Source organism: Rhizobium sp. BT-226, from assembly GCF_025847085.2.
Classification (GTDB): Bacteria; Pseudomonadota; Alphaproteobacteria; order Rhizobiales; family Rhizobiaceae; genus Rhizobium; species Rhizobium sophorae.
This window is the reverse complement of sequence record NZ_JAOYTI010000001.1, coordinates 1,711,962-1,736,327: the sequence shown is the minus strand read 5'-3', so window position 1 is coordinate 1,736,327 and position 24,366 is coordinate 1,711,962. Positions and strand designations below refer to the sequence as shown.

Genomic DNA, 24,366 nt, shown 5'->3' with positions numbered 1-24,366 from the left:
CGCCAGCCGGACTTAAGTCCGGCTTTCCTCGGCACGATCCGGCTTAGACTCTCCTGATCCTGCAAGGACGTCAGGCTCATGATCCTTGCAAGGACGTCAGGGAGGTTTTAGCATGTTGCCCAACTCCAGTCAGAACCTCCCTGATGACTCCCAACGCCGCTATAAATGCGGAATGCTTTGCGCTTGTAGGACACGGATAGAAATCCGAACGGTCGGCGACCTCGAATCCTTGGCGATCAGCCCGTGCGCCTTCAGTTCCGTAGCTACGCTACCTCCGCTAGGCACCCTGGCGCCATCTGATTGCTGCTTCCGTTCGATTGGTGGCGCCAAGCTTGAACAGTATTTCGGTCATGTGATGCTTGATCGTTTCTCCTGGAGGTCCAGGCGGCGCGCAATATGCTTGTTTGAAAGTCCTTCTGCTACCAATTCTATCACCTCGGTTTCGCGGCCGGTGAGTGAAGCCGGTCTGTCGAGAAGACCTTGTTCGACCTTGGCGCGCATGGTCGGCGAGATGTACCTCGAGCCTCCAACGACCGTTCGAATGGCCCCAGCAAGACCGCGTGATCCGATACCCTTGACGACGTATGCGGCTGCGCCTCGTCGCAGGGTCGCGATAAGGGTGTCGACTTCCTCCGAGGCGGTCAGCATCAGGACCTTTGTCTGGGGCTTCGCGCCACGATTTCGGAAATCACATCGATACCTCCTCCGGGCATGGATACATCGAGCAAAAGGACTTCAGGCACATGGGACGCCGCCAGCGCGGCAGCGTCATCGGCGCCTGCCCTTCTCCGACAACGACGAAATCCTTGATTTCGGACAGACTGCGGCTCACCCCTTCTCGAAAAGGAGGGTGGTCGTCCACAATCGCTATCTTAATGGCTGTCAAGCTGCACTCTCCGTCTCCTCGGGCTGAAGAATAGCCATCCGCGATCCATCGGCTGGCTATTCGATAGAGACATGGCAAGCGTGTGGAAAACGTCCAGAGAGACACTATAGGAGCGACTGAACACTTTTAGTTAGGCCAGTGCAATATCGTGATTTTGCCGCCCGCGGGTTCCACGTGGTTCGTGGCCTCGGCGAAACGACATGGTAATGCCGGTTCAGATATCTGATCTCGTGATCAGCGGAAAGGGCCGCTTCGATCGTCGCGATGGTCGAGGCTGAGCTATGGCCTTGGAAGCAGCACTCTTCATGGCTGGCGTTGTCGGAACCGAACTTCATATCGTCCTCCTGTTCCGTCCATCCACGGAGCTTCAATTACTTCAATCCTACCATGAGAAGCAGGTCCTGGAGCGCCAATCAGACTTAGGTCCGTCTTCCCCTCGGCGCTATCTCGCTTAAATTTCCTCATCCTTGTTGAGAGGACACCAGGGAGGTTTTAGCGATGTTGCTGTATCCAGTCAGAACCTCCCTGGTGAAGCGCTGTCGATCCATGTCGGGCGTCGTGGGGAGTTCCCGAGGGTAGCATTCCTTGAAAAATTCGAGCACAGCCGCTTCATACGATTGCGGAGTGGGCAGGTGAATCTCCTGACCGACAATAGGAATAGCGTCGGCAGCATTGGGTTTGGGTGGAGGAAGCCGATCAACGGCGCCTCAAGCGTTCAGGAGAAGGTGGGCCTGCTCGCGACGCGATGAGTTCTTGCGTTCTTGGCTGCCATGGACAACGCGTCCACTATTCTTTCGGGGCTCGCCGGTTTGGTGACGACAGCTCGGCCCTGCGGGTTTTCGATAAGGCCGGGGTTCACGGTGAAATACACCACACCAAGTCCGAACCCGGAAAAGAGGGCGCGGGCAATGGACGGCCCGGTGAGTCCATCCCCAAGCCGGACGTCGATGATGGCGATGTCCGCTTCGGAGCCGAGCTCCAGAGCCTCTGACATGTTCCCCGCGATGCCAATGATTTCGAATCCGGCGTCGATCGCGACGTCCTCGATCACCAGAGCGATTCCCGGTTCGTCTTCGACGATGAGCAGACGCATGTTCGTCTCCAGGGCGGCTACAAAATCGGCGCGGCGCTCTCTGGCGTCGCCAATCGAAAACATTCCCCCGCTACAAGCCGTTCCACGTGTAGGACTTCAGTCTCAAGCATACCCAACTAAGGTCCGAGATCCGGATGCCTCACCGAGGTTGGGCGCCGGCCCCTGTGCGCGACCCGCGCGAACGAAGTGTCGGAGGACCAGATCTTGACGCCTGGCCTGGAACTCCAAGGTTCGCCAACGTGCGGCTGACATATCTACACTCTTCCACGAAAGTAGAGGGTCTACGTCAGACCAAAGTCCGTTTGCGCCCGCAGAACAAAGCTAGAGTGTAGGCTTGTTGACGGCGTTCCAACAATGTCGGCGGCTGGGATTTGCCCGCCCCGAATTGAATGTACGAAAACGGCAGAAATCAAAAAGCAGTCCCTTCACCTGTACGAAAGTATCTTTCTGGATGACGTGGCGAGAGATCTGCAATGCTTTCATATAAAGATGAGGATCGACCAGACACATTTCATTCTGACCAGCCTCTGGTCTCGGTAGTCATCCCGGCCTTCAATGCTTCCACTTACATTGAGCGCACGCTTCGGTCCGCTATGCGACAGACCTACGCCGCCCTGGAGATTGTCGTTGTCAACGACGGTTCCACGGACGACACGGCAAAACTCGTCGAGCAGATAGCGACGTCAGACTCACGGATCCGCCTCCTGTCCACCCCCAACCGCGGTGTCGCCGCCGCAAGGAATACTGGGATCGAGGCATCATCAGGTCGATTCGTGGCATTCCTTGATGCGGACGATCTCTGGCACCCAACGAAAATCGAAAAGCAGGTGAACGCTCTCGAGCGGTTGCCCTCGCACTGGGCTGCGGTCTATACGCTGCATTACATCATCAATGACGACGACGAGATCATTCGCCCTGGCAGTTCCGATGTTGCAAGAGGATATATCTATGCCCGGCATCTGAATGTTAAGTATATAGGGAATGGAAGCGCGCTTCTCGTCCGGCGTGACGTCGCGCTTGCGATAGGTGGGTTTGATAGCTCATATGCAGCAACCGGCATTGGAGGCTGCGAAGACCTCGATTTCGAGCTCAAGCTAGCCGCACGCTACTTCATCGAAGTCGTTCCCGAACGGCTGGTGGGATATCGAAAGCATCCAGGCAGCATGTCTTCCGATCATCTGCGAATGGGTAAAAGTGCTTTGGAAGTCGTCCGGCGTTCCCTGGCCGCAAATCCGCAAGTCCCCCGATACGCGATCGGAAGTGCAATCGACGCCACGCAGAAATATGCGTTTTGGGAATTCCGACAAGCTCGGAGAACGTATCTGTCACTCGTGACCATTGGGGTGATTTTCCGAAGCGACCCCTGTTTCGTGGTTCGGCTTGTACTCGAGAAGGGTCTGCGCGGAATACAACACTGTCTTCGTCTCGGGACGACCACAGCAAACCGTGAAGATCAGCCGCGAATGAAGAGGTTGAAATTCGACGATCATATTGCTCCTTCGCGTCTCGAATGCCCAAAGGAGACCCCGCGATTACGACGTCATCTGATGCGGCTGGCTGCGGTGGATGCCAAGCTGAATTCCCCGAGCGAACGGGCACCTGAGGCGGACGGAGGAGAGGAATCGCGGGCCTTGGAAGCAGGCCCGCGATGCTTTCAATTTATTGGACGACCTCAATCACCGTGCGGGTCTTCGGATTGACGAGCACACGTTTTTTGTTGACGACTACATAACCGTAATCAGGTTGATCGGGGATCGTGTGGATCTCGACCGTGTCAGGAAGCGCCGTACCGACTGCGACGTCACCTTCAAAGGTGACGGATGGCGTTTCCTGTTTTAGGACATAGGTCTTGACCTCGCCAGGAACGACGACCGTCGCCGTCTGCGCGACCGCCGCTCCTCCGAGTGACAGAAACAGCGCTACCGCAGAGATGACCAGTGTTTTCATGTTGTTATCCTCCCAGGATTTTGAGTGTTCCGGTAAACGCCACCGATAAGATATAGTTCCTCCGCTACACGGAATGCCTGTGTCCCAGCGCGTTATTCCGACGGTAAAGGCATATTTCCGAATGGTGCCGCAGGCCACGACGTTAGGCGCAAAGCTATCGCGGAGAATCTATCAGACCAGGGGTTCCAAGCGCAAACCTAGGGGGCCTCACCATAAACCGTAACCATGTGTCCAGAACGGACCTAATGAAAATGGCGCACCCGACAGGATTCGAACCTGTGACCTTTGGAATCGGAATCCAACACTCTATCCAGCTGAGCTACGGGTGCATGCCTGAGGCGGTTTGAATCGCCTGTCCGATGGGTGGTTCTTAGCCTAGCTTGCGGCTGGCTTCAATCGCGAAATTCTCAGAAATACGGGTGCTTGCGCTTTGCAGGGTGTTTTTATCCATCAGCCCCGAGGACCGTTGCATAGAAAACTCCGCCGGCCTTGCGAGCGGCGGAGTGTTGTTGTCGCGGGCTGTTGCCTTGCGGCGGTCAGATCTGCATGGCGCCGGGGCCGGGGATCGCTTTTGGCGGCACCTTGCCGAGGATGATCATGCCGAGGACTTCGTCCTTGGTCACATCCTCGGTACGGGCGTGGCCGACGACCTGGCCGTTTTTCATCACCGAGACGCGGTCGGCGAGGTCGAAGACGTCGTGGATGTCGTGGCTGATGAGGAAGATGCCGATGCCTTCCTTCTTCAGCTGCTTGATCAGCTCGCCGACCTGCGCCGTCTCCTGGGGGCCGAGCGCTGCCGTCGGCTCGTCCATGATCAGGATGCGGGCGTTGAAGAGGATGGCGCGCGCGATCGCCACCGACTGCCGCTGGCCGCCCGAGAGCGCCTTCACCGGCTCCTTGAAGCGCTTGAAGTTGGGGTTGAGGCGCCCCATCACCTCGCGGGCCGAGGCTTCCATCGCGACGTCGTCGAGCGTGCCCCAGCGGGTCTTCAGCTCGCGGCCGAGAAAGAGGTTGGCGGCGGCGTCGACATTATCGGCGACGGCGAGCGTCTGGTAGATCGTCTCGATCCCGTATTTCTTGGCATCGCGCGGATTGCGGATGTCGGCCGGCTCGCCGTTGATCAGGATCTCGCCGCCATCGCGCTTGTAGGCGCCGGAGAGGATTTTGATCAGCGTCGATTTGCCGGCGCCGTTGTGGCCGAGCAGGGCCACGACTTCGCCGGGGTAGAGATCCACAGAGGCGTTGTCCACGGCGTGAATGCCGCCGAAGGAGATCGAGATGTTTTTCAGTTCCACGAGGGGAGTGCGTTGATCAGCCATGTTTCGGGCTCCTCTCACTTGGCACGGGAGCGATAGACGGTGTCGAGCCAGACCGCCACGACGAGGACGGTGCCGACGACGACGCTCTGCAGCGGCGTATCGACATGCGCCAGCACCATGCCCGACTGCAGAGACTGCATGACGAGCGCGCCGAGCATGGCGCCGGCGATCGTGCCGGTGCCGCCGGCCAGCGACGTTCCGCCGATGACGGCGGCGGCGATGGTGTAGAGCTCGTCGAGCGTACCCTGCGAGTTCGTTGCGGCATTGAGGCGGGCGGTGGAGATTGCCGCTGCAATGGCGGCCAGAATGCCCATCAGCGCGAAGATGCGCACGGTGACCCAGCGGGTCTTGATGCCGGCGAGTTCGGCCGCTTCGGGGTTGCCGCCAATCGCGAAGACGTAGCGGCCGAAGCGCAGCCGGGTCGCGATGAAGGTCATGATGATACCGACGACGATCGCGATCAGCACCGGCACGGCGATGCCGTAGGGAATATCCAGGCCGGTTTCCGGCCAGGGGATATTGTTGGTCTCGGCATATTTCTTGGCGATATTGATCGGCCAGTAATAGCTGTTGGCGATCCAGACCGCGCCGAGGATGAGCACGCAGCTCAGGACGGCGAGAAAATATTCAGCCCACATCGGCCGGCGCGGGAAACCGAAGCGGCGGCGCTGCCGGCGCGAGCCGACGATGCTGGCGATGACGAAGAGGCAGGCGCAGATGCCGACGATCCAGCTCCAGGTGGCACCGATCGAGCCCTCGGCGCCGCCGCCCATGATGCGGAAGGTCTGGTCCATCGGGGCAACCGTCTGGCCGCTGGTGACAAGCCAGGTGGCGCCGCGCCAGACGAGCAGGCCGCCGAGCGTGACGATGAAGGAGGGAACGTTGAGGAAGGCGATGATGATGCCCTGGAAGGCGCCGATCAGGCAGCCTGCCGCCAATCCGACCAGCAGCGTGATCGCCCAGGTGAAGGGGCTGTCGAAGCCGATATATTCCGGCAGGATCTTGGCCTGAGTCACGCCCATGATCATGCCGCAGAGGCCGAGCACGGAACCGACCGACAGGTCGATGTTGCGAGTGACGATGATCAGCACCATGCCCGTCGTCATGACGGCGATATCGGTCGTCTGGACCGAGAGGTTCCAGAGATTGCGCGGGGTCAGGAAGAGGCCGCCGGTGATGATGTGGAAACCGATCCAGATGATGATCAGTGCACCGATCATGCCGAGCAGACGCGTGTCGATCTCGGTGGCGCGGAAGAAGCGGGTCACCGGATTGGCTTCCGCCGCTCGCGGTCCGCTTGATGTTGTGGATTTTACCATTTCGGCCATGGGTTTGCCGTTCCCCCATTTTGCTTGGACGGATGCCGCGGCGTGCGAGAGACTGCCATCGCCGTCATGCGTCTGTTCTTCAACTCACCATCGCGATGCTTCCGGAAGCCGGTCGCGTGGCGTCGCGACACCCTTCCGGCAGGGAATGAAAACCCGCGATGGTGCGGCGAGGCGGAGAAAACTTCGTCGTTGGAGTTCTCATCCGCATCCGGCGCCGCAGCGGTGTTGCGCTGCGGCGCCGGCAATTCTGATTCAGACCTGGCTTACTTGCAGGCAGCGACGCTGTCGGCCTTGACGCCCTGGCACGCTTCCGCCTTGGAGATCCAGCCGGCGTCGATGACGACGTTCAGATTGTCCTTGGTGATCGCAAGCGGCTTCAAGAAGACCGACTGCATTTCAACGCCCTTCGGGCCGCCCTTGAAAGCCTGGGCGCCGTCGATCTTGCTCATGTCCTTGCCGCCGGCGAGGTCGAGAGCGATTTCTGCGGCGCGCTGGCCGAGTTCGCGGCTGTCCTTCCAGACGGAAACCGTCTGCGTGCCGAGTGCGATGCGGTTGAGGGCTGCCTTGTCACCGTCCTGGCCGGAAACCGGAACGGAGCCGGCGAGACCCTGTGCGTCGAGAGCGGCGATGGCGCCACCGGCGGTGCCGTCATTCGAGGCGACGACGGCGTCAACCTTGTTGTTGTTGGCGGTCAGGAACTGCTCCATGTTGCGCTGGGCGTTCTCCGGCAGCCAGCCGTCGGTATAGGCCTCGCCGACATTCTTGATCTTGCCGGCATCGATGGCGGCCTTCAGGACTTCCTGCTGGCCCGAGAAGAGGAAGTCGGCGTTCGGATCGGAAGACGAGCCCTTGATGAAGACGTAGTTGCCTTCCGGCTTGGCCTTGAAGACGCCTTCAGCCTGCAGGCGGCCGACTTCCTTGTTGTCGAACGTGATGTAGAAGGCAGCCGGGTTTTCGATCAGGCGGTCGTAGCCGACGACCGGAATGCCTTCAGCGGCGGCCTTTTCGATGGCCGGGCCGATCGCGTCGGAATCCTGAGCGAGAATTATCAGCGCGTTGGCGCCTTGCGAGATCAGCGATTCGACGTCGGTGAGCTGCTTTGCGGCAGAAGACTGCGCGTCAGCGGAAATATACTTGGCGCCCTTGGCTTCGAGAGCCTTCTTGATGGCGGCTTCGTCCGTCTTCCAGCGCTCTTCCTGGAAATTCGACCAGGAAACCCCGACGACGAGATCGGCAGCCATGGCAGCGGTATGCACGGAAACGAGGATGGCAGCACCTGCCATCAATTTCAAAATAGACTTCATAATGTCCTCCCGAGTGGATTGCGACCGGCCCAGCCCATGCTTCCTCCGGCCACCGCGAAAAGCTGTCGAGAAAGGTTCGGATTTTTTTCTCGACAGTCGAGAAATTTAGTGTCAGAGATTTTTTCAACTGTCAACACTGCACTGCCGGCTTAATTCGCTTGCGGAACGGCGGCCGGAGATGCAGTGAAAACCGGGGTAGGATAAGCAGGAGGAGAGGGCGGCATTCATGCTGACCAAGTCGAGCACGGAGCTGGTCCGGCAGAGAAACAGCGTGCTCGTGCTGTCCGTGCTGCGCCGCCACGGTGCGCTCGCCCATACCGAAATCTCCGATTCCACAGGGCTGTCATCGGCCACCATCTCGGCGATCACCACTGAGCTGGAAAAAGCCCAGATCATCGAAAAATCGGAACAGCAGCCGGCAAGCGGCCGCGGCCGGCCGCGTGTGCTGCTGCGCCAGCGGCGCGATTGCGGCTATCTCATCGTCGTCATCATTTCTTCGGATGCGGTTCAATATTCGCTGGTCGATTATGCCGGCAAGCTGATCGACCGCTTCAGCGAGGAGCGTTCGCATGATCCGTCAGGCGCCGTCCGCTTCGTGGCGGCGGTGCGGGCCGGGCTTTCGCGTGTTCTCGATCGTTCGAAAATCCGCCAAGAAAAGGTGCTGCTGATCTCGATCAGCAGCAAGGGGCTGGTCAATTCCACCGAGCCGGTTCTCGTCTGGTCGCCGATCTTCGGCAGCGACCAGATCGATTTCGAATCAGCGCTCCGGCCGGAATGGCAGGCCAAGGTGATCCTCGACAACGAGACGCTGCTGGTCGCGGCAGCACTCGGCGCGCGTGAAGAGATCGTGAAGGGCGCCGATTTCCGCGCGCTCGCAGCCCTTTCGCTCGGCCACAGCGTCGGGCTCGGAATCGTCAGGCGCGGGAACCAGACAGGCCAGGAGATATCGGCGCCCAATTTCGGGCACATGCTGCACATGGCCAATGGCGGGCTCTGCCGCTGCGGCACGCGCGGCTGCATCGAGGCTTATGCCGGTTTCTACGCGATCCTGCGCAGCGCCTTCGAAGTGCCGCTCGATACGATTCCGGCAAAGTTCGTGCCGGTGGCGGAACTCGACAAGATCGCCGCAAAGGCCCGCCAGGGCCATCGCGTTCCCGCCTTCGCCTTTCGCCAGGCGGGGCTGGCGCTCGGCAATGGCCTGTCGCGCATGCTGAGCCTGACGGAGCGCATGCCGATCGCCATCACCGGGCCGGGCACGCGCTATTACGACCTTCTTCGGCAAGGGATCGAAGAAGGTCTGGGGCAGTCGCATATCGTGCGCATGGAAGGCATGCCCGAGATCAGGGTGGTGGCCGACGAGCAGATCCTCGTCTTCGAAGGACATCTGAACCGGGCGCTGTCGGTGATCGACGAGGATATCGTTCTCTCGGGTGTTCAGGGAATCCAGGCATCGACGATTATTCAGGAATCGGGTTGAGGGTTTCTTTCAATCGACGTCTGGTGATTGCGGCAGCAACCGGCCAGTCGGTAGTATGCGACTTTGAGGGGTGTGCCGTGCCAGCCCCCTCTGGCCTGCCGGCCATCTCCCCCACAGGTGGGGAGATCACAAGTGGCCTACCTTCCTGCTCATCTATCGTTTTGCTGTGTTGCGACGCTGATTGTTTGGGGAAGCCGGTGCAGCCAGCCAATCTCCCCACCTGTGGGGGAGATGGCCGGCAGGCCAGAGGGGGGCGTCGCGGCACGCCGTTCACCAAAAGATCTCTGAAACGCGAAATGGCCGGGCAGGCGCCCGGCCATCTCATGCATGGCTTCCGGTCGGGAGAGGGCCGTCAGCCGATCTTGATAAGCTTGCCTTCCTTGACGGACTGGACCGCGGCATCGGCGAGTGCCAGCGCTGCGAGACCATCGGCGCCTGATGGAGAGATCTTGGTGCCCTTTTCGATCGCGGCGATGAAGCCGGCAATCTCGTTGGCATAGGCTTCGGTATAACGGGTCATGAAGAAATCATGCAGCGGCGGGCGGGTATAGCCATCGCCGTTTGCGACCTCGATCGAAACAGGGCGCTGGTTTTCGGCCGAGACCAGCCCCTTGGAACCATGGACCTCGATGCGCTGGTCGTAGCCATAGGTGGCGCGGCGGGAGTTGGAGATGACGGCCTGCTTGCCGGAAGTGGTCTGCAGGATCACCGAGACGCTGTCATAGTCGCCGGCTTCGCCGATCGCTTTGTCGACCAGCACAGCGGCGGTCGCCAGCACCGAGACGGGCTCCTCGCCGAGCAGGAAGCGGGCCATGTCGAAATCGTGGATCGTCATGTCGCGGAAGATGCCGCCCGAGCGCTTGATATAGTCGACCGGCGGGGCGCCGGGATCGCGCGAGGTGATCGTCACCATCTCGACATCGCCGATCTTGCCTTCGTCGATGACTTTGCGCACTGCCATGAAATGCGGGTCGAAGCGGCGGTTGAAGCCGACCATCAGCTTGGCGCCGGTCTCTTCCACCACCTTAATGCAGGCCTTGACGCGGGCGACGTCGAGATCGATCGGCTTTTCGCAGAAGATCGCCTTGCCGGCGCGAGCGAAGCGCTCGATCAGGTCGGCATGGGTATCCGTCGGCGTGCAGATGACGACGGCGTCGATATCCTTGGCGGCCTCGATCGCCTCGATGGTGCGGACCTCGCAGCCATAGGCGGAGGCGATGGCTTCAGCTGCCTGCGGAAAGGCGTCTGCGACTGCGACGAGCGTCGCATTGGCGTCGCCGCTGACGGCTTTTGCATGGACCTTGCCGATGCGACCGGCGCCGAGCAGACCAAATCTCACTGTCATTCTAACCTCCCTGAATTCGGAACAAATAAACCGAATTGCCAATATTCTGGAATTTTCATTCCATCTTCTGTGGACCGCGTCAAGCCCGCGGATCTTTCACATTTGCAAGATTCGAACCAGAGCCCTTCCTGGTCGGATTGAAGTATCCTGCCGGAGCAGGTTTTGGCCTGAGCAGAGCCGATCGCCTCTGACCTACCGGAAAGATGCCCGGCCTTTCAGCCAAGAGAATACTTTAATCTGACCAGGAAAAGCTCTAGAGACAATCGCGGCACGGGCCGAAGGCAGTGCGACAAATGCGACCGCGGGGCAGGAATGCAACTCATCGATCCGAACCATCCGGCATATCGTCATCTTTGGGTGCGAATTGCCATCGTCGCCGTCTGCTTCGGCTGGGCCGCGGTCGAGTTCACCACCGGCGATCCGTTCTGGGGCGTGCTCGCGGGCGGGGCGGGCGCCTATTCCTTCTATATATTGTTCTGGACCTTCAAGCCGCAGCCGCCGGAGACGGCGGCAGTCGTCACACCCGATGACACGGACGGGGACGAGCCGGCAGCAGACGAGGAGAAGAAAGCCGAAGAGAAGAAGGCTGAATAATCGAAGCGTGCCGCGATCTTTCCGATGCGCGCCACGCTTGACGTCTTTGTTTGATCCTATCGCAAAACCGACGCACGGCTTCGCGCGCCGCCAGCCCGATCCCCGGCGCATTCCCGTCCTGTCAGAGTGACAGTTCCTTGGCTTGCGCGTCGATCTTTTCGCAGACATCCCCGAATGGATCGCGCACCGGTACCAGCGGCGAAACACCGAGCAGGAGAAGCGCTTTCAAATGTGACCGGCCACCTCCCAGCAACGGCGCAAAGGATGTCATCACGATGCGTTCCTCACCATAGAGACGCTGGTACTCTGCAAAATTGCTGAAGTTCTCGTGATTGCTGTTCTTCAGATGGAAGGACTCGGCCGCAGCACCTTCGGCAAGGATAACTTCGTGCGTATCGAGCATGACGGCATAGTAATCGATCGATGCGTCGGCGGCGGGAGTGACCGATGCGATCGTCGTGCCGTTCACGAGATCCTTCACCTGGATCAGAATGCCATTCAGGTACAGCGCATGGCCAGGCGACAGATAGAGATCCGAGTGGGGCGTGTGCCCGTCCAGCGCGTGGCGGGAAACCCGGATCGGCACGACGTCCTTGTGCCAGCGCGCGCCGCTCTTCTTGAAGCTTTGGCGGCCGACCCACTTTACCAGACGGGTGCTACCGTCAGGAAGGGCAACGCGATCGCCGATGCGCAGATCCTCGACGGGCTTCTCACCGCAATCCGTGAGGATCGCCGTTCCCCGCAGGAAACATTGCGGGCCGCTGCCGCTGCCGCCACTGGAGCCACCACTTCCGCCTGAGCCACCGCTCCCGCCAGAGCCTCCGTGTCCACCGGAGCCGCCCCGTCCCCAAAGCCGCCCCAGCGCGTTGGCCGGAGAGGTGGTAATTGCTGTGGCCAAGGCGGCCACGCCGGCAAGACGAGCTCCGGCGGCTGCGGCTACACCTAGAAAATGTCTGCGCGCAGTGTTGCGTGGTAGCTTCGGATCTTCCGTAGATGACATGTCGGCGCTCTCCTGAAAATATTTACACCACCCTATGTTACACTGGGTTGTATCGCATTCCATTCCGCTAAATTGCGCTAGGTCCTACCGAAAAGGGCGTAGGCATGGTCTATTGGGGTCCCGAAATACGCTGTTGCCGGTACCAAAAAGCGGAGGATTTATCTGCTACCCGAACGCGAAAGAATCAAACTGAGTATCAGAGGCACCGATTGAATCGCAGGAAAAACAGCCCATATAGACTTCGCGAATCGAGCCGGAAACGGCGGCTCTTCCAAGCCTCGAAACATTGCCTGCGTTCGAGAAAGCTTCAGCTGTGCGGCAGGCGGCGCATCGCCTCGTCGATCAGCAGATTGGCGATCATCATGCGCCTGTTGGCATTGTTGCGGAAAGGCTCTGCGACGCCATCAGGATGATTGGCCTTGGCAAAGGCGCGCCGTTTCTCGTTCAGCGTCTGTTGGGTGTCGGCGGCAGCGATCGCCAGTTCCGCGGCGATCTCTTCGGGAGCGATGCGGGCGAGATGGTCCGGCATGACGGGCTCGGGTGGAGGCGCAGCCGCCGGTTCCTCCGCGATCGCGGCGGCGGGATCGAGATCCAGATTGTCGAAATAGGCCTGGCCGACGCGTTGTGAGGCGGCCGAGACACCTTCCATGACGTCGAAGGCAAGCCCGGTGCCGAGGCCGGGAACTCGATGGGCCGCTGGCGCCTGGGCGTCCTCGTCCGTCCCGTCCTCGGCCTTCAGTCGCTCGAGGACTGATTGAAATACCGACTGTCCGAACAGCATCGGCCTCCCTTTCGATGCGTAGATTAAAGACGGACAAGATGGCGCCGGGCTTGCGGGTGTCGTCAGCCGGCCTGCTTGCGGCTCTCCTCGAGGATGATGTCGTAGAGCAGCCTTGCACTCGGCGGCAGCGCCCGTTCCCTGGCGGTGATCATGCTGTAGGGCTTGACGTTGATGTCAAAATCGATCGGCAGCATGCGCACGTCAGAGGCATTCGAGCCCTGGCTGGCAAGGAACTGGGCGACATCGACGGCGACGGGAGCGATCGCATCGGTTTCGCAGATGATGGCGCAGGTCAAAAGCAGCGAGGAGGTGTTGACGATGTTTTCGGGCAGCGCCACGCCGCGCGACAGGAAGACGTCCTCGATCGTGCGGCGCAGCAGGGTGCCCGGCGGCTGGAACACCCAGTCGTAATCCCTGACGTCGGCGAGGCTGCTCGTCTTCTGCTTCATGAGCGGATGGCGGTTGCGCACGATCAGGCAGGCGCGCTCGATGCCGATCTCCTTCACCTCGAACAGGCGCGGATTGAGATCATCGGGAATGCGGCCGATGATGAAGTCATGGCGGGCGGCGAGCAGCTCGCGAGCAAGCACGTTGCTCGTCTCCACCTGGATGTTGATCTCAATGCCGGGATAGGCCTTGCGCACTTTGTTGATTGCCGGCACGACGAGGCTCATGGCCGGCGCCGTCACTGCGCCGATGAAGACCGAGCCCCCCTTGCCGCTTTTCAATTCACCGATCTCGCGGCTCGCCTCGCGCAGCTCCAGGAGGATCTTCCGAGCCCTTCGGGCAAGCGCTGCGCCGAAGGTCGTCAGCACGACGCCGCGGGCGACGCGCTCATAGAGCGACGTCTTGGTGATCGATTCCATTTCGGACAACATGCGCGATGCGGCGGGCTGCGAAATGTTCAGAACGTCGGCTGCGGCGGAAATCTGTCCGCTATCTTCGATTGCGACGATCATACGCAGGTGATTCAGCTTAAGTCCTGCGCGTAACAGGCTGTCATCGCCGAAATTATCGCTGTGGATATCGACGTGATCCATCGAAAATGGCTCGGAAACAATCGTCATGGTTGCAGCCTCCTCACTGCGCTCCATCAAAAGTAATACTTTTTAACGATATACCAAAATTGTTATGCATATTACCAGTTATTCTATTTGACAGTTATAGGAATCCATACCAGTTTGCCGCCGTGTGCTGGTTGGCACTCAACACGTGTGAGATCGTGGAGGAGACCTACTTCGTTTCTCACCATCTGAAGTAACTATCCAATACGGAACCTGCCACAGTTTCGGGGCGGGCGATTTTTCGTCCGCTGCTCTATTAACAAGGGAGAGAGAAATGAAATCCATTATCTCATTGATGGCTGCGGCTGCCTTCGGCGTCGCTTCGTTCGTTATGCCGGCAATGGCGCAGGACAAGGGGCTTGTCGGTATCGCAATGCCGACGAAGTCTTCGGCTCGCTGGATCGACGACGGCAACAACATCGTCAAGCAGCTCGAGGCCGCTGGCTACAAGACCGACCTGCAGTATGCTGACGACGATATTCCGAACCAGCTTTCGCAGATCGAAAACATGGTCACCAAGGGCGCTAAGGTCCTCGTCATCGCTTCGATCGACGGCACGACGCTTTCCGACGTCCTCCAGAAGGCTCATGACGCCAACATCAAGGTGATCGCATACGACCGCCTGATCCGCGACTCGGCCAACGTCGACTACTACGCCACCTTCGACAACTTCCAGGTCGGCGTTCTGCAGGCTGGCTCCATCGTCGACGCCCTCGGCCTCAAGGATGGCAAGGGCCCGTTCAACATCGAACTGTTCGGCGGCTCGCCTGACGACAACAACGCTTTCTTCTTCTATGACGGCGCAATGTCGGTCCTGCAGCCTTACATCGACAGCGGCAAGCTCGTCGTGAAGTCCGGCCAGACCGGCATGGACAAGGTCGGCACGCTGCGTTGGGACGCTGCAACGGCCCAGGCCCGCATGGACAACCTGCTCTCGGCCAACTACACCGACGCCAAGGTCGATGCCGTCCTGTCTCCCTATGACGGTCTGTCGATCGGCATCATCTCGTCGCTGAAGGGCGTCGGCTACGGCACTCCGGACCAGCCGCTTCCGGTTGTTTCCGGTCAGGACGCTGAAGTTCCGTCGGTCAAGTCGATCATTGCTGGCGAACAGCACTCGACGGTCTTCAAGGACACCCGCGAACTCGCCAAGGTAACCGTTGCCATGGTCGATGCCGTCATGTCCGGCAAGGAGCCCGAGGTCAACGACACGAAGACTTACGACAACGGCGTCAAGATCGTTCCGTCCTATCTGCTGAAGCCGGTTGCCGTCGATAAGACCAACTACAAGCAGATCCTCGTCGACGGCGGTTACTACACCGAAGACAAGCTGAAGTAATGAGAGGGACCGGAACCCGCGCTTGCGGGTTCCGGTCTTCGATTTTATGATCGCCTGGCCGCTCGACGGCTGGAGGCGCTGGAACTTTGACTATGGACAATACCATCCTCGAAATGCGGAGCATCACCAAGACGTTCCCGGGCGTCAAGGCGCTGGAGAACGTGAACCTCAAGGTTCGCCAGGGTGAGATCCACGCATTGGTGGGCGAAAACGGGGCCGGCAAATCGACCCTGATGAAAGTGCTATCAGGTGTCTATCCGACAGGAAGTTATGAAGGCGACATCGTCTATGAAGGCGAAACGCGCAACTTCAAGGTCCTGAAGGATTCCGAAGAAATCGGCATCGTCATCATCCACCAGGAGCTGGCGTTGGTGCCGCTGCTGTCGATCGGCGAAAACATCTTCCTCGGCAACGAGAATGCCAAGAACGGCGTCATCAGCTGGGAAGAGACTTTCAACCGCACGAAGAAGCTGCTCACCAAGGTGGGCCTGCGCGAATCTCCGAACACGCTGGTCACCGACATCGGCGTCGGCAAGCAGCAGCTCGTCGAGATCGCCAAGGCACTGTCGAAGAGCGTGAAGCTGCTCATCCTCGACGAGCCTACTGCTTCGCTCAATGAGAAGGACTCGGACGCACTGCTCAATCTGCTGATCGAGTTTCGCAATCAGGGCATCACTTCGATCATCATTTCCCACAAGCTGAACGAGATCCGTAAGGTCGCCGACCAGATCACAGTCCTGCGCGACGGCATGACCGTCAAGACGCTCGACTGTCACACGGACGAGATCAGCGAAGACATCATCATCAAGAACATGGTGGGCCGAGATCTGGCCGACCGTTATCCGCCGCGCTCGGTGCCGATCGGCGAGACGATCTTCGAAGTGAAGAACTGGAACGCTTATCACCAGCAGCACCGCGACCGCCAAGTGCTGCACGATATCAACGTCAACGTCCGCAAGGGCGAGGTCGTCGGCATTGCCGGTCTGATGGGTGCCGGTCGCACCGAATTCGCCATGAGCGTCTTCGGCAAATCTTACGGCCACAAGATCAGCGGCGAGGTCTTCGTCAATGGCAAGGCTGTCGATGTCAGCACTGTGCGCAAGGCGATCGACGCCGGTCTTGCCTATGTCACCGAGGACCGCAAGCAACTCGGTCTCGTGCTCAGCGACAGCATCCTGCACAATACGACGCTTGCCAATCTCGATGGGATTTCGAGCAATAGCGTTATCGACGACATCAAGGAGATGAAGGTCGCTACCGATTACCGGTCGAAGCTGCGCATCCGCTCCTCCGGCGTCTTCCAGGAAACGGTCAATCTTTCGGGCGGCAACCAGCAGAAGGTCGTGCTGTCGAAGTGGCTGTTTTCCGATCCCGATATTTTGATCCTCGACGAGCCGACCCGCGGCATCGACGTTGGCGCAAAGTACGAAATCTATACTATCATCAACCAGCTTGCCGCCGATGGAAAGGGCGTTCTGATGATCTCGTCGGAAATGCCCGAACTGCTTGGCACATGTGACCGCATCTACGTGATGAACGAAGGACGCATCGTCGCGGAATTGCCGAAGGGAGAAGCAAGCCAGGAAACTATCATGCGCGCTATCATGCGCTCAGGGGAGAAGAGACAATGACTCCGGTCAACCCGACAACCGAACACAGCAACGTCGTTTCCGTTGCCGATTATATCCGCGGCAATATTCGTGAATACGGCATGCTCATCGCACTTGTCGCGATCATGGTGTTCTTCCAGTTTTATACCGGCGGCATTCTCTTCAAGCCGGTCAACCTGACGAACCTTGTTCTGCAGAACTCCTTCATTGTCATCATGGCGCTCGGCATGCTGCTCGTCATCGTCGCCGGCCATATCGACCTGTCGGTGGGTTCGATCGTCGCCTTCGTCGGCGCGCTCGCGGCGATCTTCACCGTGTCATGGGGCATGAACTTCTGGCTTGCCGGCCTGATCTGCCTGATCGTGGGCGGCATCATCGGCGCGGCGCAGGGCTATTTCATCGCCTATCACCGCATTCCGTCGTTCATCGTGACGCTTGCCGGCATGCTTGTTTTCCGCGGCCTGACCCTGACGGTTCTGAACGGCAAGAACATCGGTCCGTTCCCGAAGGAGTTCCAGGTTATCAGCACCGGCTTCCTGCCGGGCGACATGATCGACATTGCCGGCACACCCGTGCAGTCGACCTCGCTGATCCTGACCGTGATCCTGCCTGTCATCCTCTTCTACCTCGCCTGGCGCCGCCGCAAGGTGAACGAAGACCACGGGATCGATGTCGAACCGATGGGCTTCTTCATCGTCCAGAACCTGGTCGTTTCGCTCGCCATCCTGTGGATCGGCTATCTGCTCTCCACCTATAAGGGCCTGCCGAACGTTCTCGTCGTCATGCTGGTGCTGATTGCGATCTACGCCTTCATCACCCGCCGGACCACGATCGGCCGTCGCATCTATGCCATGGGCGGCAATTCGAAGGCGACCAAGCTTTCAGGTATCAATACCGAGCGGCTGAGCTTCTACACCTTTGTCAACATGGGCGTGCTTGCAGGCCTTGCCGGCATGATCATCGCGCTTCGCCTGAACTCGGCAACGCCGAAGGCCGGCGTCGGTTTCGAGCTCGACGTCATTGCGGCCTGCTTCATCGGCGGCGCCTCGGCGTCCGGCGGCGTCGGCAAGATCACCGGTGCGGTCATCGGCGCGTTCATCATGGGCGTCATGAATAACGGTATGTCGATCGTCGGGCTCGGCATCGACTTCCAGCAGATGGTGAAGGGCCTCGTGCTTCTCGCCGCAGTGTTCTTCGACGTTTACAACAAGAACAAGGGCTGAGCGCCTCAAGGCGCCAGCCAGGCATTCGCAGTCCTATGAATGATGGATTCCGGCTCCTGATGGAGCCGGACAGGCGGAGCTTTTTCCTGTCTTCGCCGAAACGAGAAGGATCGAAGTCGTGCTTATTTCACAGATCAAAGGTGCAAACGGAGAGATCATCGTCGCCGTGCGTGAGCGGGGCAGCGCTGCAAGGTCGGTCAAGAACGCCGTCAGCGTCTATGCGCTGGCGATGGAGGCCGCTGACGGCGGCAAGTCGCTTGCCTCGGTCATCGAAGCGCATGGCTACGGAGAGGCCGTCGATCTTGAAAAGGCCTATGCGGAAGGCCGCTTCCTTCCGCCGATCACCCATCCTGACGCGGCGCATCTGCATCTGACGGGCACCGGCCTGACGCATCTGGGATCGGCGGCAACGCGGGATTCCATGCACAAGAAGACCACCGAAGCCGCCGAGGAAACCCTGACGGACTCGATGAAGATGTTCAAGATGGGCCTCGAGAACGGCAAGCCGAAGGCCGGCGAAAAAGGCGTCCAGCCCGAATGGTTCTACAAGGGCAACGGCTATGGCGCCGCTGCACCCGGCGCACCGCTCATCTCGCCTTCTTTCGCGCTCGACGGCGGCGAAGAGCCGGAGATGGCTGGCATTTACGTGATCGCCAAGGACGGCTCGCCCTTCCGTATCGGTTTTACGCTGTCGAACGAATTTTCCGATCACGTCACCGAGCGGATCAACTATCTCTATCTCGCCCATTCGAAGCTGCGCCCGGCCAGCTTCGGCCCGGAAATCCGCGTCGGCGCGCCCCCGGAGGATATTCGCGGCACCTCGCGCATCAAGCGCGGCGACAAGGTGATCTTCGAAAAGCCGTTTCTGTCCGGTGAAGCGAACATGTCGCACACCTTCGCCAATCTGGAATATCACCATTTCAAATACGGCATCTTCCGTGTTCCAGGCGATGTTCATGTCCATATGTTCGGCACGGCAACCCTTTCCTTTGCCGACGGCGTCAAGACCGAAGAGGGCGACGTCTTCGAGATCGAAGTCGCCGAATTCGGCCTGGCGCTCCGCAATCCGCTGAAGGTGGCCGCCGAGGAAGAGATCGCCGTCAGGCAGCTCTGAATTCAAGACCTGGCCGCATTCGGCGGCCGGCTCTTTGCTCGTAAACGGTAAAGGAGGCTTGTTAAGCCCATGACCATTTATCAAAATCTGATCGCCGGCGAATGGGTCGGCTCGAACGCGACGAAGAACATCAACCCGTCGGATACGAATGAGGTCGTCGGCCTCTATGCCGACGGCAGCGCAGATGACACGAAAAACGCCATCGCTGCCGCCAAGGCTGCCTTCCCGGCCTGGTCGCGCTCGGGCATCTGGGAGCGTCACGTCATCCTGAAAAAGGCAGGCGACGAGATCATGGCGCGCAAGGATGAGCTGGGTGCGCTGCTGGCTCGCGAAGAAGGCAAGACGCTGCCGGAAGCCACCGGCGAAGTCATCCGCGCGTCGCAGATCTTCGAATTTTTCGCCGGTGAGGCGCTGCGGCTGGCCGGTGAGGTCATCCCCTCGGTTCGCCCGAATATCGGGGTCGAGATCACCCGCGAGGCGCTCGGCGTCATCGGCATCATCACGCCGTGGAACTTCCCGATCGCCATTCCCGCTTGGAAGATCGCGCCAGCGCTCTGCTACGGTAACACCATCGTCTTCAAGCCGGCCGAACTGGTGCCCGCCTGTTCCTGGGCGATCGTCGATATCCTCCATCGCGCCGGCCTGCCGAAGGGCGTGCTGAACCTCGTCATGGGCAAAGGCTCGGTCGTCGGCCAGGCCATGCTCGAAAGCCCCGACGTTCACGGCATCACGTTTACCGGTTCCACCGGCACCGGCAGGCGCGTCGCCGCCGCCTCCATCGAGCATAACCGCAAGTTCCAGCTGGAAATGGGCGGCAAGAACCCGATGGTCGTGCTCGACGATGCCGATCTCAACGTCGCCGTCGAGGCGGCCGCCAATTCCGGCTTCTTCTCCACGGGCCAGCGCTGCACCGCTTCCTCGCGCCTGATCGTCACCGAGGGCATTCACGACAAGTTCGTCGCAGCACTGACCGACAAGCTGAAGACGCTGGTCGTCGACAACGCACTGAAGGCCGGCACCCATATCGGTCCCGTCGTCGATGAACGGCAGCTGAAGACCGATACCGACTATATCGAGATCGGCAAGTCGGAAGGCGCCAAACTCGCCTTCGGCGGCGAGGTCATCTCGCGCGACACACCCGGCTTCTACCTGCAGCCGACGCTGTTCACCGAAGCGACCAACCAGATGCGCATTTCGCGCGAGGAGATCTTCGGACCTGTGGTCTCGGTGATCCGAGTCAAGGATTACGACGAGGCGCTGGCGACGGCCAACGACACGCCGTTCGGCCTTTCGGCCGGCATCGCCACGACCAGCCTGAAATATGCCACGCACTTCAAGCGCAATTCCGAGGCCGGCATGGTGATGGTCAACCTCCCGACGGCAGGCGTCGATTTCCACGTGCCGTTCGGCGGCCGCAAGGGCTCTTCCTACGGCCCGCGCGAGCAGGGCAAGTACGCCGCCGAATTCTACACAACCGTCAAGACCGCCTACACCTTGGCTTGAGACAAGTGCGATAACCCGGGCCGTACCAGGCGGTCCGGCGATATCCTGAAGGATAGAGACAATGAAAAAGAAAGCGGAATGGCCGCGCAGGCTGAGGTCGCAGGAATGGTACGGCGGTACGAGCCGCGACGTGATCTATCACCGCGGCTGGCTTAAGAACCAGGGTTATCCGCACGACCTGTTCGACGGCCGGCCGGTGATCGGCATCCTCAACACCTGGTCGGATATGACCCCGTGCAACGGTCATTTGAGAGAGCTCGCCGAGAAGGTGAAGGCGGGCGTATGGGAGGCTGGCGGCTTCCCGCTTGAGGTGCCGGTGTTCTCGGCATCCGAAAACACCTTCCGCCCGACCGCGATGATGTACCGCAATCTTGCCGCGCTCGCGGTGGAAGAGGCGATCCGCGGCCAGCCAATGGATGGCTGCGTACTGCTGGTCGGCTGCGACAAGACCACGCCGTCGCTTATCATGGGGGCGGCTTCCTGCGACCTGCCCTCGATCGTCGTCACTGGCGGGCCGATGCTGAACGGCTATTTCCGCGGTGAACGGGTCGGCTCGGGCACGCATCTGTGGAAGTTTTCCGAGATGGTGAAGGCCGGCGAGATGACGCAGGCCGAATTCCTCGAGGCTGAGGCCTCGATGAGCCGTTCGTCGGGCACCTGCAACACCATGGGTACTGCCTCTACCATGGCTTCCATGGCCGAGGCGCTCGGTATGGCGCTCTCCGGCAATGCTGCGATCCCGGGCGTCGATTCCCGCCGCAAGGTCATGGCGCAGTTGACCGGCCGGCGTATCGTGCAGATGGTCAAGGACGACCTGAAGCCCTCCGAGATCATGACGAAGCAAGCCTTCGAGAATGCCATCCGCACCAACGCGGCGATCGGCGGATCGACCAATGCCGTCATCCACCTGCTGGCGATTGCCGGCCGTGTCGGCATCGATCTTTCGCTTGACGATTGGGACCGCTGCGGCCGCGACGTTCCCACAATCGTCAATCTGATGCCGTCGGGCAAATACCTGATGGAAGAGTTCTTCTATGCCGGCGGTCTGCCTGTCGTGCTGAAGCGCCTCGGCGAAGCGGGCCTCCTGCACAAGGATGCGCTGACGGTCTCCGGCGAAACCGTTTGGGACGAGGTCAAGGACGTCGTCAACTGGAACGAAGACGTTATCCTGCCGGCGGAAAAGGCGCTGACAGCGTCGGGCGGCATCGTCGTGTTGCGCGGCAATCTGGCGCCGAAGGGCGCGGTGCTGAAGCCTTCGGCGGCTTCGCCGCATCTGCTGGTGCACCGGGGCAGGGCGGTCGTGTTCGAGGACATCGACGACTACAAGGCGAAGATCAACGACGACAACCTCGACATCGACGAAACCTGCATCATGGTCATGAAGAACTGTGGGCCGAAAGGCTATCCCGGCATGGCCGAAGTCGGCAACATGGGGCTGCCGCCGAAGGTGCTGAAGAAGGGCATCCTCGATATGGTGCGCATTTCCGACGCCCGCATGTCCGGAACGGCTTACGGCACGGTCGTGCTGCACACCTCTCCGGAAGCAGCCGTTGGCGGGCCGCTTGCGGTCGTGAAAAACGGCGACATGATCGAGCTGGATGTGCCGAACCGTCGCCTGCATCTCGATATTTCCGAGGAGGAATTGGCGCGACGGCTTGCCGAATGGCAGCCGAACCACGATCTGCCCAAATCAGGCTATGCCTTCCTGCATCAGCAGCATGTCGAAGGGGCCGATACCGGCGCCGACCTCGACTTCCTGAAGGGATGTCGCGGAAACGCTGTCGGCAAGGACAGCCACTGACAGGGTAATTCCAGGATTGGAAATCGATGAAAGGCGGGCATCACCCGCCTTTTTCTTTGCACTTGTTCAATGAAAAAATGGCATTATATTCTGTACAAATGTACAGGAGATATGGTCATGTCAAAGACCGTCGGTGCAGCCGAGTTCAAGGCGAAATGCCTGAACCTTATCGATCAGATGGCGAAAGACGACGAATCTATCGTCATCACCAAGCGCGGCAGGCCAGTCGCTGTACTTTCGCCGGCACCTGACCCCAGCGGGCGCAGGAGTATCATCGGTGCGATGAAGGGCAGCGTATTGCGCTACGATGATCCGCTGTCTCCGGCTGCTGAAGCAGAAGATTGGGACGCCGTCCGTTGATCGTCATCGACACGCATATTCTGGTCTGGGCGATGCAGGACGATGCACGCCTCGGTTCACAAGCCCGGCGCATCATCGACGAGATGACGGAGAAAAGCCGGATCCTGATTTCGGCGATCACGCCTTGGGAAATCGCGATGCTCGTGCAGAAGGGACGCTTGGCGCTCGGCGACGATGTCGGGCGATGGCTCGACAGCGCACTGTCTCTGCCCGGAATCCAGCTTGCACCGATTGAGCCCTCGATCGCGATAGATAGTGTTCGGCTACCCGGCCAGTTTCATGCCGACCCCGCCGACCGCATCATCATTGCCACAGCCCGTTTTCATCGCGTACCGTTGCTGACGGCCGACCAGGCGATCCTCAGCTACGGTGCGCGCGGCCACCTTCAGGTTCTTGCGGCGGAATAGGCTTTGGGTGGAGGCGCGCAGCCTGGCTTTCGGGCTGTGCGCTCTCAGCTCTGGCTCTGGCTTTGCATCTGTCCGCCGTCCTCGACCTTCACGGTGACCGACAGCGTTTCGCCCGGCGTGCCGATGCGCATGCCTGAAATCGGCGCGGCGTCGCGATAGCAGAGGCCGGAGGCGACTCTGATGTAACGGGCATCCGGGCAGATCTCGTTGGCGGGATCGAAGCCGACCCAGCCGAGGCCGGGAATATGGGCCTCGGCCCATGCATGGGTCGCGGCCTGTTCGATCTTTTCCTCCATCATCAAATAACCGGAGATATAACGCGCCGGCACCTGCAGGGCACGGGCAGCGGCAATGAAGATGTGCGCATGGTCCTGGCAGACGCCGCTCTTCCTCTCTAGCGCCTGTTCGGCCGTCGTCTCGGTGTTGCTGGTGCCGGGCTTATAATCGACCGTCTCGTGGATCGCCGTCATCAGCGCATGCATGCGGGAAAGCTCATTGTCGCCGCTGACGCCCTTGATCAGTTCCTTCACCAGCCTGCCGCCCTTGGTCAGCGGCGTGTCGCGCAGGAAGAGCCAAAGCGGGCAAAAGCCGGTATGCGGGCCGGTGACGCCGTTGTTGTCCTCCGTCTCGACCTCGCCTTCGGCCAGGATACGCGTCACATCCTGCTCGCCTTCCAGTGAGACCAGGTTGACATGATTGCCGTACTGGTCGTTATATTCTACTTCCGGCGTGGCACCTTCGACTTTCAGGGCCCAGCCGAGCACTTTCTGAGCCGATGTCGTCGGTGGCGTCAATCGCAGTCGTTGCAGCGAGAATTGCGCCGGTTCGTCGTAGCGGTATTCGGTGAGGTGGCTGATCTTCAGTCTCATAA

General features: G+C 60.0%; 21 protein-coding genes, 1 tRNA gene and 2 pseudogenes. 11 read left to right on the top strand and 13 right to left on the bottom strand.

The genetic code is table 11. The annotated features are described in order from the left end of the window. Positions 1 to 277 precede the first annotated feature (277 nt). The 3 genes and pseudogenes from OIU37_RS08810 to OIU37_RS08800 form a co-directional block, all read right to left on the bottom strand. Positions 278 to 886: pseudogene (locus OIU37_RS08810) on the bottom strand (response regulator). Positions 887 to 1,110: 224 nt separating this feature from the next. After that, a pseudogene (locus tag OIU37_RS08805) lies at positions 1,111 to 1,221 on the bottom strand (transport-associated protein); the annotation flags it as partial. A 380-nt stretch (positions 1,222 to 1,601) separates the two neighbouring features. Next, positions 1,602 to 1,979, bottom strand: coding sequence for a response regulator (locus OIU37_RS08800; protein WP_171604302.1), 378 nt, complete (start codon positions 1,977 to 1,979; stop codon positions 1,602 to 1,604). Positions 1,980 to 2,452: 473 nt separating this feature from the next. On the opposite strand from OIU37_RS08800, the gene OIU37_RS08795 reads away from it, so the two are divergent. Next, positions 2,453 to 3,679 carry a glycosyltransferase family A protein gene (locus OIU37_RS08795; RefSeq protein ID WP_264257140.1) on the top strand — a complete coding sequence of 409 codons (1,227 nt, stop codon included), beginning with the start codon at positions 2,453 to 2,455 and terminating at the stop codon, positions 3,677 to 3,679. On the opposite strand, the gene OIU37_RS08790 is transcribed toward OIU37_RS08795, so the two are convergent. The 5 genes from OIU37_RS08790 to xylF form a co-directional block, all read right to left on the bottom strand. Further along, a complete protein-coding gene (locus tag OIU37_RS08790; RefSeq protein ID WP_171604301.1) occupies positions 3,639 to 3,926 on the bottom strand; it encodes a DUF1236 domain-containing protein in 288 nt (95 codons plus the stop codon). The two genes, OIU37_RS08795 and OIU37_RS08790, sit on opposite strands and share 41 nt — an antisense overlap. Before the next feature lie 252 nt (positions 3,927 to 4,178). After that, positions 4,179 to 4,255 (bottom strand) — tRNA-Arg (locus OIU37_RS08785). Positions 4,256 to 4,462: 207 nt separating this feature from the next. Beyond that, positions 4,463 to 5,245 carry an ATP-binding cassette domain-containing protein gene (locus tag OIU37_RS08780; RefSeq protein WP_171604300.1) on the bottom strand — a complete coding sequence of 261 codons (783 nt, stop codon included), beginning with the start codon at positions 5,243 to 5,245 and terminating at the stop codon, positions 4,463 to 4,465. Positions 5,246 to 5,259: 14 nt separating this feature from the next. Further along, positions 5,260 to 6,573 carry a sugar ABC transporter permease gene (locus OIU37_RS08775; protein WP_264257139.1) on the bottom strand — a complete coding sequence of 438 codons (1,314 nt, stop codon included), beginning with the start codon at positions 6,571 to 6,573 and terminating at the stop codon, positions 5,260 to 5,262. A 263-nt stretch (positions 6,574 to 6,836) separates the two neighbouring features. Further along, on the bottom strand, positions 6,837 to 7,877 hold the full coding sequence (xylF, locus tag OIU37_RS08770; protein WP_003542055.1) for a D-xylose ABC transporter substrate-binding protein: 1,041 nt from the start codon (positions 7,875 to 7,877) through the stop codon (positions 6,837 to 6,839). Between the two features lie 226 nt (positions 7,878 to 8,103). On the opposite strand from xylF, the gene OIU37_RS08765 reads away from it, so the two are divergent. Next, positions 8,104 to 9,354 (top strand): ROK family transcriptional regulator, encoded by a 1,251-nt coding sequence (locus tag OIU37_RS08765; RefSeq protein WP_171604298.1) that lies wholly within the window; start codon positions 8,104 to 8,106, stop codon positions 9,352 to 9,354. A 352-nt stretch (positions 9,355 to 9,706) separates the two neighbouring features. Here the strand turns inward: OIU37_RS08765 and iolG are convergent, their stop codons facing one another. Next, a complete protein-coding gene (gene iolG / locus OIU37_RS08760) occupies positions 9,707 to 10,699 on the bottom strand; it encodes an inositol 2-dehydrogenase (RefSeq protein WP_264257138.1) in 993 nt (330 codons plus the stop codon). 312 nt (positions 10,700 to 11,011) lie between these two features. Here iolG and OIU37_RS08755 point away from each other — a divergent pair, with 312 nt between their 5' ends. Beyond that, positions 11,012 to 11,293, top strand: a complete 282-nt coding sequence (locus OIU37_RS08755) for a hypothetical protein (RefSeq protein WP_171604296.1) — start codon at positions 11,012 to 11,014, stop codon at positions 11,291 to 11,293. A 121-nt stretch (positions 11,294 to 11,414) separates the two neighbouring features. Here the strand turns inward: OIU37_RS08755 and OIU37_RS08750 are convergent, their stop codons facing one another. From OIU37_RS08750 to OIU37_RS08740, 3 genes are all read right to left on the bottom strand, one after another. Next, positions 11,415 to 12,293: a Hint domain-containing protein gene (locus OIU37_RS08750; RefSeq protein ID WP_264257137.1), complete on the bottom strand. Its 879-nt coding sequence runs from the start codon at positions 12,291 to 12,293 to the stop codon at positions 11,415 to 11,417. A 307-nt stretch (positions 12,294 to 12,600) separates the two neighbouring features. Further along, positions 12,601 to 13,074 (bottom strand): hypothetical protein, encoded by a 474-nt coding sequence (locus OIU37_RS08745; RefSeq protein ID WP_171604294.1) that lies wholly within the window; start codon positions 13,072 to 13,074, stop codon positions 12,601 to 12,603. Positions 13,075 to 13,136: 62 nt separating this feature from the next. Then, a complete protein-coding gene (locus tag OIU37_RS08740; RefSeq protein ID WP_171604293.1) occupies positions 13,137 to 14,141 on the bottom strand; it encodes a LysR family transcriptional regulator in 1,005 nt (334 codons plus the stop codon). 271 nt (positions 14,142 to 14,412) lie between these two features. Between OIU37_RS08740 and chvE the strand changes: the two genes are divergently transcribed. From chvE to OIU37_RS08700, 8 genes are all read left to right on the top strand, one after another. Next, on the top strand, positions 14,413 to 15,477 hold the full coding sequence (chvE, locus tag OIU37_RS08735; RefSeq protein WP_020051228.1) for a multiple monosaccharide ABC transporter substrate-binding protein: 1,065 nt from the start codon (positions 14,413 to 14,415) through the stop codon (positions 15,475 to 15,477). 92 nt (positions 15,478 to 15,569) lie between these two features. Then, complete coding sequence (gene mmsA / locus OIU37_RS08730) at positions 15,570 to 17,108, top strand: multiple monosaccharide ABC transporter ATP-binding protein (protein ID WP_264257136.1); 1,539 nt, start codon at positions 15,570 to 15,572, stop codon at positions 17,106 to 17,108. Further along, entirely contained in the window at positions 17,105 to 18,310 is a 1,206-nt protein-coding gene (gene mmsB / locus OIU37_RS08725; RefSeq protein ID WP_011653085.1) for a multiple monosaccharide ABC transporter permease, read from the top strand. The genes mmsA and mmsB overlap by 4 nt, the downstream gene beginning before the upstream one ends. Positions 18,311 to 18,428: 118 nt before the next feature. Next, on the top strand, positions 18,429 to 19,424 hold the full coding sequence (araD1, locus tag OIU37_RS08720) for an AraD1 family protein (protein WP_264257135.1): 996 nt from the start codon (positions 18,429 to 18,431) through the stop codon (positions 19,422 to 19,424). 69 nt (positions 19,425 to 19,493) lie between these two features. After that, positions 19,494 to 20,927 (top strand): aldehyde dehydrogenase family protein, encoded by a 1,434-nt coding sequence (locus OIU37_RS08715; RefSeq protein WP_264257134.1) that lies wholly within the window; start codon positions 19,494 to 19,496, stop codon positions 20,925 to 20,927. Between the two features lie 61 nt (positions 20,928 to 20,988). Then, positions 20,989 to 22,728 carry an L-arabinonate dehydratase gene (araD, locus tag OIU37_RS08710; RefSeq protein ID WP_171604290.1) on the top strand — a complete coding sequence of 580 codons (1,740 nt, stop codon included), beginning with the start codon at positions 20,989 to 20,991 and terminating at the stop codon, positions 22,726 to 22,728. A gap of 117 nt (positions 22,729 to 22,845) precedes the next feature. Further along, a complete protein-coding gene (locus OIU37_RS08705) occupies positions 22,846 to 23,088 on the top strand; it encodes a type II toxin-antitoxin system Phd/YefM family antitoxin (RefSeq protein ID WP_171604289.1) in 243 nt (80 codons plus the stop codon). Next, positions 23,085 to 23,495, top strand: a complete 411-nt coding sequence (locus OIU37_RS08700; protein ID WP_171604288.1) for a type II toxin-antitoxin system VapC family toxin — start codon at positions 23,085 to 23,087, stop codon at positions 23,493 to 23,495. The genes OIU37_RS08705 and OIU37_RS08700 overlap by 4 nt, the downstream gene beginning before the upstream one ends. A 44-nt stretch (positions 23,496 to 23,539) precedes the next feature. Here the strand turns inward: OIU37_RS08700 and OIU37_RS08695 are convergent, their stop codons facing one another. After that, positions 23,540 to 24,364: a transglutaminase family protein gene (locus tag OIU37_RS08695; protein WP_264257133.1), complete on the bottom strand. Its 825-nt coding sequence runs from the start codon at positions 24,362 to 24,364 to the stop codon at positions 23,540 to 23,542. Positions 24,365 to 24,366: the final 2 nt, after the last annotated feature.

Excerpts from the sequence above, each read along its gene's own strand:
- OIU37_RS08800 (WP_171604302.1), bottom strand. The coding sequence starts at position 1,979 with ATGCGTCTGCTCATCGTCGAAGACGAACCGGGAATCGCTCTGGTGATC.
- OIU37_RS08795 (WP_264257140.1), top strand. The coding sequence starts at position 2,453 with ATGCTTTCATATAAAGATGAGGATCGACCAGACACATTTCATTCTGAC.
- OIU37_RS08790 (WP_171604301.1), bottom strand. The coding sequence starts at position 3,926 with ATGAAAACACTGGTCATCTCTGCGGTAGCGCTGTTTCTGTCACTCGGA.
- OIU37_RS08780 (WP_171604300.1), bottom strand. The coding sequence starts at position 5,245 with ATGGCTGATCAACGCACTCCCCTCGTGGAACTGAAAAACATCTCGATC.
- OIU37_RS08775 (WP_264257139.1), bottom strand. The coding sequence starts at position 6,573 with ATGGCCGAAATGGTAAAATCCACAACATCAAGCGGACCGCGAGCGGCG.
- xylF (WP_003542055.1), bottom strand. The coding sequence starts at position 7,877 with ATGAAGTCTATTTTGAAATTGATGGCAGGTGCTGCCATCCTCGTTTCC.
- OIU37_RS08765 (WP_171604298.1), top strand. The coding sequence starts at position 8,104 with ATGCTGACCAAGTCGAGCACGGAGCTGGTCCGGCAGAGAAACAGCGTG.
- iolG (WP_264257138.1), bottom strand. The coding sequence starts at position 10,699 with ATGACAGTGAGATTTGGTCTGCTCGGCGCCGGTCGCATCGGCAAGGTC.
- OIU37_RS08755 (WP_171604296.1), top strand. The coding sequence starts at position 11,012 with ATGCAACTCATCGATCCGAACCATCCGGCATATCGTCATCTTTGGGTG.
- OIU37_RS08750 (WP_264257137.1), bottom strand. The coding sequence starts at position 12,293 with ATGTCATCTACGGAAGATCCGAAGCTACCACGCAACACTGCGCGCAGA.
- OIU37_RS08745 (WP_171604294.1), bottom strand. The coding sequence starts at position 13,074 with ATGCTGTTCGGACAGTCGGTATTTCAATCAGTCCTCGAGCGACTGAAG.
- OIU37_RS08740 (WP_171604293.1), bottom strand. The coding sequence starts at position 14,141 with ATGACGATTGTTTCCGAGCCATTTTCGATGGATCACGTCGATATCCAC.
- chvE (WP_020051228.1), top strand. The coding sequence starts at position 14,413 with ATGAAATCCATTATCTCATTGATGGCTGCGGCTGCCTTCGGCGTCGCT.
- mmsA (WP_264257136.1), top strand. The coding sequence starts at position 15,570 with ATGGACAATACCATCCTCGAAATGCGGAGCATCACCAAGACGTTCCCG.
- mmsB (WP_011653085.1), top strand. The coding sequence starts at position 17,105 with ATGACTCCGGTCAACCCGACAACCGAACACAGCAACGTCGTTTCCGTT.
- OIU37_RS08715 (WP_264257134.1), top strand. The coding sequence starts at position 19,494 with ATGACCATTTATCAAAATCTGATCGCCGGCGAATGGGTCGGCTCGAAC.
- araD (WP_171604290.1), top strand. The coding sequence starts at position 20,989 with ATGAAAAAGAAAGCGGAATGGCCGCGCAGGCTGAGGTCGCAGGAATGG.
- OIU37_RS08705 (WP_171604289.1), top strand. The coding sequence starts at position 22,846 with ATGTCAAAGACCGTCGGTGCAGCCGAGTTCAAGGCGAAATGCCTGAAC.
- OIU37_RS08695 (WP_264257133.1), bottom strand. The coding sequence starts at position 24,364 with ATGAGACTGAAGATCAGCCACCTCACCGAATACCGCTACGACGAACCG.